At 72.1% G+C, this 7,819-nt stretch carries 7 protein-coding genes; 2 read left to right on the top strand and 5 right to left on the bottom strand.

Annotation, left to right across the window (positions count from 1 at the left end; genetic code table 11):
• Window positions 1-191: 191 nt before the first annotated feature.
• The 3 genes from IEX47_RS17490 to IEX47_RS17480 all read right to left on the bottom strand — a co-directional run bounded on the left by IEX47_RS17490 (window position 192) and on the right by IEX47_RS17480 (window position 3,408).
• Complete coding sequence (locus IEX47_RS17490; RefSeq protein WP_188785416.1) at window positions 192-1,166, bottom strand: putative endonuclease domain-containing protein; 975 nt, start codon at window positions 1,164-1,166, stop codon at window positions 192-194.
• Window positions 1,167-1,396: 230 nt separating this feature from the next.
• Window positions 1,397-2,719 (bottom strand): geranylgeranyl reductase family protein, encoded by a 1,323-nt coding sequence (locus tag IEX47_RS17485; RefSeq protein ID WP_188785414.1) that lies wholly within the window; start codon window positions 2,717-2,719, stop codon window positions 1,397-1,399.
• Complete coding sequence (locus IEX47_RS17480) at window positions 2,719-3,408, bottom strand: demethylmenaquinone methyltransferase (protein WP_188785412.1); 690 nt, start codon at window positions 3,406-3,408, stop codon at window positions 2,719-2,721. Before IEX47_RS17480 ends, IEX47_RS17485 begins: the two co-directional genes overlap by 1 nt.
• Before the next feature lie 112 nt (window positions 3,409-3,520).
• Between IEX47_RS17480 and IEX47_RS17475 the strand changes: the two genes are divergently transcribed.
• Both IEX47_RS17475 and IEX47_RS17470 read left to right on the top strand, forming a co-directional pair.
• A complete protein-coding gene (locus tag IEX47_RS17475; protein ID WP_188785410.1) occupies window positions 3,521-4,801 on the top strand; it encodes an isochorismate synthase in 1,281 nt (426 codons plus the stop codon).
• A gap of 74 nt (window positions 4,802-4,875) precedes the next feature.
• A complete protein-coding gene (locus tag IEX47_RS17470; RefSeq protein ID WP_188785408.1) occupies window positions 4,876-5,301 on the top strand; it encodes a hypothetical protein in 426 nt (141 codons plus the stop codon).
• A gap of 1 nt (window position 5,302) precedes the next feature.
• Here the strand turns inward: IEX47_RS17470 and IEX47_RS17465 are convergent, their stop codons facing one another.
• Window positions 5,303-5,944 (bottom strand): MBL fold metallo-hydrolase, encoded by a 642-nt coding sequence (locus IEX47_RS17465; RefSeq protein ID WP_188785407.1) that lies wholly within the window; start codon window positions 5,942-5,944, stop codon window positions 5,303-5,305.
• A gap of 10 nt (window positions 5,945-5,954) precedes the next feature.
• Window positions 5,955-7,808 carry a Na+/H+ antiporter gene (locus tag IEX47_RS17460; protein WP_188785405.1) on the bottom strand — a complete coding sequence of 618 codons (1,854 nt, stop codon included), beginning with the start codon at window positions 7,806-7,808 and terminating at the stop codon, window positions 5,955-5,957.
• Window positions 7,809-7,819 lie beyond the last annotated feature (11 nt).

Below are 7,819 nucleotides of genomic sequence, written 5' to 3'. Positions count from 1 at the left end.
CGAGGAGGTCGCCATCAGCGCCTAGCGACACGCCCGACGGAGGATTCGTTTCGTACACCACGCCTAGGGACTTGACCGCGGCGGCGGGCGGCGGCGGGCGGCGGGCGGCGGCGGCAACTTTGGTGCACGTGTCCCTCGATCGACCGCGACTGGCACACGCGAGGGTCGACTTTGGTGCACGGGCACCTAGGTCAGAGGTAACCGTGCCTGACCGGGAAGTGGGCACGCCAGTCGTCGCGGAGGACCCGCGGCATGTCGCGCAGGCCGGCGGCGCGGAGCAGGCGACCCATCCGCTCGACCGTCAGGTGCGGGGTGTTGTAGAGGTCGTTCGCGACGAAGACCCTGATCCGCCAGCCATCGTCATCAATCAGCTCGCGGCGTTCCAGATCGGCTTCCCACTGCTCCTCTCGCTGGGCGTGGTGACGGCCGTCGTACTCCGCGACGACCTTCACGTCCGGCCAGCAGAGGTCGTAGCGACACCGGCCGTTGCCCGCGTCGACGGTCAGGTTCACCGCTGGCTCCGGGAAGCCCGCCAGCACGAACAGCATCCGCAGCCGTGTCTCCATGGGCGAGTCGACGCGCTCTCGCACGAAGGCAACGGCGACCCGTGCGGCCGCCGCACCCTTCAGCCGCGACGTTCCGACGAACTGCCGTAGACGAGCAAGCGTCACCAGCTCCCTGCGCACCAGCCAGTCGCCCACGACAACGAGGTCGACGAGGGTCAGTTGCTCCGCCAGCTCGACGAAGACCTGGACAGGCGCCGAGTGGACGAGGTCGCCTCTCCGTATGACCGGGGCGGATGGGTCGCCGACGTGGCTGCGAACGTCACGACGCTTGGTGCGGTCGGGCTTCGCCACGACGCTGACGTGCTCGCCGGGCAGGGCCGGAAGGGGCAGGCCCAGGATCCGGGCCGCGGAGGCGTGACTGACCCACGCTTCGCCGGGGGTGCCGAGAAGGAGCGCAAGGCCGACGAGCTCTGGCGTCCGCGCGATGCGGGCATCGACGTACACCCCGTGCAGCAGGCGCGAGAAGCGAGGACCACCCAGCACCTTGTCCGTCAGCCCGGCCGCCCGCCCCTCGGCGCGCGTGAAGGGGCGGCGAGGGTCGAACGCCGCAGCCTCGCGCACGAGGGGACGCCGTTGTCCGGGCTGCACGTCATCAGTCACGCCACGAGACTGCGGCAGGCCGCCACGATCCGCTCATGGCTATCCACAGCCTCGCCGGGGCTGGCCGAACGTGGTGCCTGTGCACTTGTTTAGACCTGCTGCACCGCCGACATGGGGCGAAACAGGCGCACGTGCACCTGAGTCGCCGCGGACCTCGTGCCGCCCCTCGCAGCCGCAGCCGGCGTACGTCGCGCGGCGGGCGGCAGGCACGCCGAGTACGGCGGACTGGGTCAGGCGTCGGGAGCGACCTTGGCGAGGGCGTTGATGATCCGGTCGTGGGCGTCGCCCTTGTGGTCGGTGAGGTTCGCCATCAGCTTCAGGGTGAAGCGCATCAGCGCGGGCCGGGGGAGGCCGTGCTTGGTCGCGAACTTCATCACCTTCGGGTTGCCGATCAGCTTGGCGAACCCGCGGCCGAGGGTGAAGTAGCCGCCGTAGGCCTGGTCGAGCGCGGCCGGGTAGCCCTCGAGCACACGCTCCCGCGACACACCAGAAGGCCGGGCGAGCGCCTGGACCATGATCTCGGCGGCCAGGTGGCCGGCCTCGAGGGCGTAGTCGATGCCCTCACCGTTGAACGGGTTGACCATGCCGCCGGAGTCACCGACGAGCAGGAGCCCCGCCCGGTAGTGCGGCTTGCGGTTGAAGCCCATCGGCAGCGCGGCGGAGCGGATCTCGCCGACCAGGTTGTCGTCGTCGGTGAAGCCGAGCGAGGGGTCGGTGTGCGACAGCCAGGTCCGCATCGCGGCCTTGGAGTCGTAGGTGCGGAACGCCGAGGACGAGTCGAGGATGCCGAGGCCGACGTTGGCGGTGCCGTCGCCACACGGGAAGATCCAGCCGTAGCCGGGCAGCTGGTTGGACTCCCCCGGCTTGCCGTCCCACAGCTCCAGCCACGACTCCATCCACGGGTCGTCGTGCATCGGGGTCTTGTAGTAGGCGCGCGCGGCGACCGCCATGGGGCGGTTGGAGCGACGCTCGATGCCGAGGCCGGTCGCGAGGCGCGACGAGACGCCGTCACAGGCGACGACGAGCTGGGCGCGGTAGGTGACCTCGTCGCCCGCGCGACGGCCCTTCTCGTCGAGGGCGCGCGCGGTCACGCCGACCACCCGGCCGGTCGGGTCGAGGACCGGCCCGGTCACCGACGTACGCTCCATGAGGCGCGCGCCGGCCTTCTGCGCGTGGCGGGCGAGCAGCTCGTCGAGCTGCATGCGCGGCCGCACCATGCCGTACGCCGGGTAGCTGGCGAGGTCGGGCCACGGCAGCTCGATCCGGTGGCCGGCGCCGAGGATCCGCAGGCCCTTGTTCTTCTGCCAGCCGGGCTCGTCGAGGTCGAAGCCCATGCCGATCAGCTGCTTGACCGCGCGCGGGGTCAGGCCGTCGCCGCAGACCTTGTCGCGCGGGAAGGAGCCCTTCTCGAGCAGCAGCACGTCAACGCCGGCGTTGGCCAGGTGGTAGGCCGTCGCGGCACCGGCCGGACCGGCGCCGACGACGATGACCTGGGCCTCGCGCTCATCGCGCGACGGCGTGAGCCCGAACAGCGCATCGGCGGGCGACGACATCAGGCGACTCCACGGTGCAGGGCGACGATGCCGCCGGTGAGGTTGCGGTGCTCGACGGAGGTCCAGCCGGCCTCCTGGAGCAGGCGCGCGAGGCCGGCCTGGTCGGGCCAGGCGCGGATCGACTCGGCGAGGTAGACGTAGGCGTCGGGCGACGACGAGACCGCGCGCGCGACGGCAGGGAGCCCCTTCATCAGGTACTCGAGATAGGCCGTCCGGAAAAGAGAGTTGGTCGGGTGCGAGAACTCGCAGACCACGAGCCGGCCACCGGGACGCGTGACCCGGCGCATCTCGCGCAGGCCGCCGACCGTGTCGACGAAGTTGCGCAGGCCGAACGAGATCGTGACCGCGTCGAAGGTGTCGTCGGCGAACGGCAGCCTGGTGCCGTCGCCGGCCACGAAGTCGAGGTTCGGGCGGACCTTCTTGCCCGCCTGCAGCATGCCGACGGAGAAGTCGCACGGCACGACGTGGACGCCGGCCTTCGCGAAGTCGACCGACGAGACGCCCGTGCCCGCCGCCAGGTCGAGGACCCGGTCGCCGGGCTGCGCGTCGACGGCCGCGAGCATCGCCTTGCGCCAGCTGCGGTCGATGCCCGCCGTGAGCACGGTGTTCGTCACGTCGTAGCGCTTGGCCACGGCGTCGAACATCCGGCGTACGTCGGTGGGCTTCTTGTCCAGCTCGGCTCGAGTCACAGGCAAAGAGTAGGACCTGTCTGGGGAGCTGCCGTGGGGCAGGCCACGGACGCGCCATCCGGCAGGGCAACCGCTCCGAATCACCCGGGAACCCTCCCGTTAGGCTGCGCCCATGAACGATGCTGGCGACGGCGGCTCCGCGACCCGGAGCGCCCTCGACGTACGGACCGTCCTGGTCCCCGCGTCGGACCCGGCCGCCAGCGCGGCGCTGATCGACCTCCTGCCCGCCGACGCCCCGCTCAGCTGGCTGCGTCGCGGCGAGGGCCTCGTGGGCTGGGGCGTCGCCGCCACCGTCCGCACCAGCGGCCCGACGCGCTTCTCCGACGCCGCGAAGTGGTGGACCGAGACCGTCGCCGCCGCCACCGTGGAGGACTCGGTCGACGAGCCGGGCACCGGCCTGGTCTGCTTCGGCACCTTCACGTTCTCCGACGAGCCCCCCGCCGATGACTTCGCCGACGGTGACTCCGTGCTCGTCGTCCCGCAGGTCGTCGTGGGCCGCCGCGGCGACCTCACCTGGCTCACGACGATCGGCGTCGCCGACGCCCACGTCGAGGTCGCCGACGCACCCGCTCCCCCGGTCGACCTCACCTTCGCCGACGGCGCCCTCAGCGGCGACGAGTGGATGGAGGTCGTCGCCGACGCGGTCTCCCGCATCGAGGCCGGCGACCTGGAGAAGATCGTCCTCGCGCGCGACCTCGTCGCGACCGCCGCGGCCCCCATCGACATCCGCTGGCCGCTGCGCCGCCTCGCCGCGGCGTACCCGACGTGCTGGACGTTCCACGTCGACGGCCTCTTCGGCGCCACCCCCGAGATGCTCGTCCGCCGCGAGCGCGGGCTCGTCACCAGCCGCGTGCTGGCCGGCACCATCCGGCGTACGGGCGACGACGAGCGCGACCTCGCCCTGGCCGCGATGCTCGCCCACTCCAGCAAGGACCTCGAGGAGCACGAGTACGCCGTCCGCTCGGTCGCCGAGGCGCTCGAGCCGTACTGCTCATCGATGAACGTTCCGGAGACGCCGTTCGTGCTGCACCTGCCCAACGTGCTGCACCTGGCCACCGACGTCGCCGGGGTCGCGCGCGACGGGGAGAGCGCGCTCGAGCTCGCCGCCGCCCTCCACCCGAGCGCAGCGGTGGGCGGCACGCCGACCCCGGTCGCACGGGCGCTGATCACCGAGATCGAGGGCATGGACCGCGGTCGCTACGCCGCGCCGGTCGGCTGGATGGACGCCACCGGCGACGGCGAGTGGGGCATCGCGCTGCGCTCGGGCGTCCTCCACGACAACCAGGTGCGGCTCTTCGCGGGCTGCGGCATCGTCGGCGGCTCCGACCCCGAGGCCGAGCTCGCCGAGTCGCAGGCGAAGTTCGTCCCCGTGCGCGAGGCCCTCGGCGGCTGACCTCCCGATCCGCCGGCGGGAGCGTTTAGAGTCCGCAGCGGCGGCACGGTGCCGTCGCTGACGGAAGGACCACCGTGAAGAAGACCGCCATCGCCCTCACCGCCTGTGCCGCGCTGACCCTCGCCGCCTGTGGTGGCGACAAGACGCTCACCAAGGCCGAGTTCACCAAGCAGGCCAACGCGATCTGCGACTCCGTCAACAAGAAGGTGGATGCCGCCGGCGAGAAGGTCACCAAGGAGCACGACCCCAGCAAGGACATGGCGGGGTTCCTGAAGGCGGCGGTTGCCGCGATCGCGCCGCTCGCCGACGAAGGCGCCACCAAGCTGCGGGCCCTCAAGGCGCCGGAGGAGATGCAGGACGACGTCGACGCGTGGCTGGACGCCCTCGAGAGCGACACGGCGAAGGCCCGCAAGAACCCGATGATCCTGACCGACGACAGCGCGTTCGAGGCGACCGACAAGAAGGCCGAGGCACTCGGCCTCGACACCTGCGCCAGCTGACCTAACCCAGGTCGGCGCCCTCGGGCAGCCGGGCATAGTCGTGCCCGGCTGCCCCGAGGAACCGGCCGAGGTGACCGTCGGCCACCGCGAGCCCGCGGGCGCTGTAGATCTCGTCGTGGATCGCCAGGTTGCGCGCTGCCCCGACGCCGCGGGCGAAGTCGATCGCCTCGGAGATCTTCATCCACGGCGCGCAGACCGGCAGGCAGAGGACGTCGACGTGCTCGCCCGGCGCGGTGAGCGCGTCACCGGGATGGAAGAGCCGGGTCTGCCCGTCGCTGACGAGGAAGCCGCTGTTGTGCACCCGCGGCAGCTCCTCGTGGATGACCGCGTGCAGCTCGCCGACCGTCTCGACCTGGAGCCCGGCGACGGTGAGCCCTGTGCCCGGCGCCAGCACGTGGACCCGCTCGTGCACGTCGGGCGCGGCCGCCGCCAGGTGGTCGGCGACGCCGCGGATGGTGAAGACCTCCGCGTCCGTACGCCGCAGCAGGTCGGCGCTGACGTGGTCGGGGTGCTCGTGGGTGATCAGGACGGCGTCGACGCCGTCGACCGACTCCGGCGAGGTGAAGCCGCCGGGGTCGATGACCAGCACCTTGCCGTCGTGCTCGATGCGGACGCAGGAGTGACCGAACTTCGTGATCCTCATGCCCTCGAAGTTACGCCGTGGTGTGGTCGAGGTAGCACCAGCGCCAGTCCTCGCCGGGCTCGGCGGACTCCATGACCGGGTGACCGGTCTCGTGGAAGTGCGCGGTCGCGTGCTGTCCCGCGGACGAGTCGCAGCAGCCCGTGTGACCGCAGGCGAGGCACTCGCGCAGCGACACCCACGAGGTGCCGTCGGCGACGCACTCCTTGCAGAACGTGCCGGTCGTCTCGCGGGCAGGGAAGCTCCGCAGGTGGCTGCAGTCCGCACCGGCCTGACGGCCCGCGCTCGCCGTCAGGACGCGCGCCCGGTCGGCGGTCGACGTGACGAGGACCGACTCCTCGACGTCGAGCATCGCAAGCACCTGGCGGACGACGTCGGAGGGCACCGTGCCGGCGCTGCGGATCTCGAGGACGCGCTCGCGCTCGGCCGCGATCAGCTCGAGCCGGATCCGCGAGTAGAGGTCGCTCGGGCTCTCGTGGTCCTCGGCGGTGGCCAGGCGCTCCCAGGCAGCGAAGTTGCGGCGGTCCATCTGCTGGCGGACCAGGTCGACGACGCCGTGCCGGTCGTCGTACTCGAGGTCGTCGAGGCGGGCATGGGCCGCCTTCGTCGCCTGCTGGAGGAGCGTGGCGCGGGCGAGGGCGTCCTCGGCGGGATCCGGTGACGGGACCTTCAGCACGCGCGCGAAGACCGGCAGGGTCAGGCCCTGGATGAAGAGGGTGCCGGCCACCACCGTGAACGCGATGAGGAGCAGCACCTCGCGGTGCGGCGTACCGGCGGGGATGACGAACGCCGCGGCGAGGGTCACGACGCCGCGCATGCCGGCCCAGCCGAGCAGGAACGTGTAGGTCCACGGGGTGCCCTTGCCGGTGATCGGGTCGGGCCCGGGGCGCACGAGGACGTAGCGGACCGGGAAGACCCAGACCAGGCGCAGCGCGATCACCGCGGCCAGCGACGCGGCACAGACCGCGGCGATCCGTCCCCAGCCGAACGTCGAGTGGGCGGCGTCCTGGAAGATCCACGCGGCCTGCAGGCCGATGAGGAGGAAGACGGCGTTCTCGAGGCCGAAGGCGATCGTCTTCCAGTTGGTGCGCTCGGCCATGCGGCTCTGCGCGGACTGCAGGATCGGCGCCTTGTGGCCGAGCAGCAGGCCCGCGACGACGACCGCGATCACCCCGGAGGCGTGGATCCGCTCCGCGGCGATGTACGTCGCGAACGGGGTCACGAGGCTCACGGCCGTGTCCAGCACGGGGTCGGTGAGGAGCTTGCGGATCTTGGCGACCGCCACGAACGCGACGAGGCCGATCAGCACGCCGCCGCCCGCTGCCTCCACGAAGTCCATGCCGACGTGGGCGATGCTCACGCTGCCGGCGGCGATCGCGGTGCGCAGCGCGACCAGCGCCGTCGCGTCGTTGAGCAGGGACTCGCCCTCGAGGATCGTGACCAGCCGGCGCGGGAGGCCGATCCGGCGGGCGATCGCGGTCGCGGCCACGGCGTCCGGCGGGGCGACGACCGCGCCGATCGCGAGCGCCGGCGCCCAGCCGAGGCCGGGCAGCAGCGCGTGCACGACCGCTCCGACGCCGACCGTGGTGAACACGACGAGGCCGACGCTGAGCAGCAGGATCGGCCGCCGGTTGGCGTTGAAGTCGACCAGGCTGGTCTGGATGGCCGCGGCGTACAGCAGCGGCGGCAGCAGGCCGAGCAGGACCACCTCGGGGTGGAGGTGCACCTCGGGTACGCCCGGCAGGTAGGCGCCGGCCGCGCCCAGCGCGATCAGCGCCAGCGGTGCCGGGAAGCCGATCCGCTCGGACAGGGACGTGCCGGCGAGCACGGCCACCGCGAGCAGGACGAGAAGGAACGCGATCTCCACGGGGTGATCCT

Origin of the sequence: Nocardioides phosphati (genome assembly GCF_014646375.1) — a bacterium.
Lineage (GTDB): Bacteria > Actinomycetota > Actinomycetes > Propionibacteriales > Nocardioidaceae > Nocardioides > Nocardioides phosphati.
This window is presented reverse-complemented; position numbering and strand designations above follow the sequence as displayed.

Excerpts from the sequence above, each read along its gene's own strand:
- IEX47_RS17465 (WP_188785407.1), bottom strand. The coding sequence starts at position 5,944 with ATGAGGATCACGAAGTTCGGTCACTCCTGCGTCCGCATCGAGCACGAC.
- IEX47_RS17475 (WP_188785410.1), top strand. The coding sequence starts at position 3,521 with ATGAACGATGCTGGCGACGGCGGCTCCGCGACCCGGAGCGCCCTCGAC.
- IEX47_RS17485 (WP_188785414.1), bottom strand. The coding sequence starts at position 2,719 with ATGTCGTCGCCCGCCGATGCGCTGTTCGGGCTCACGCCGTCGCGCGAT.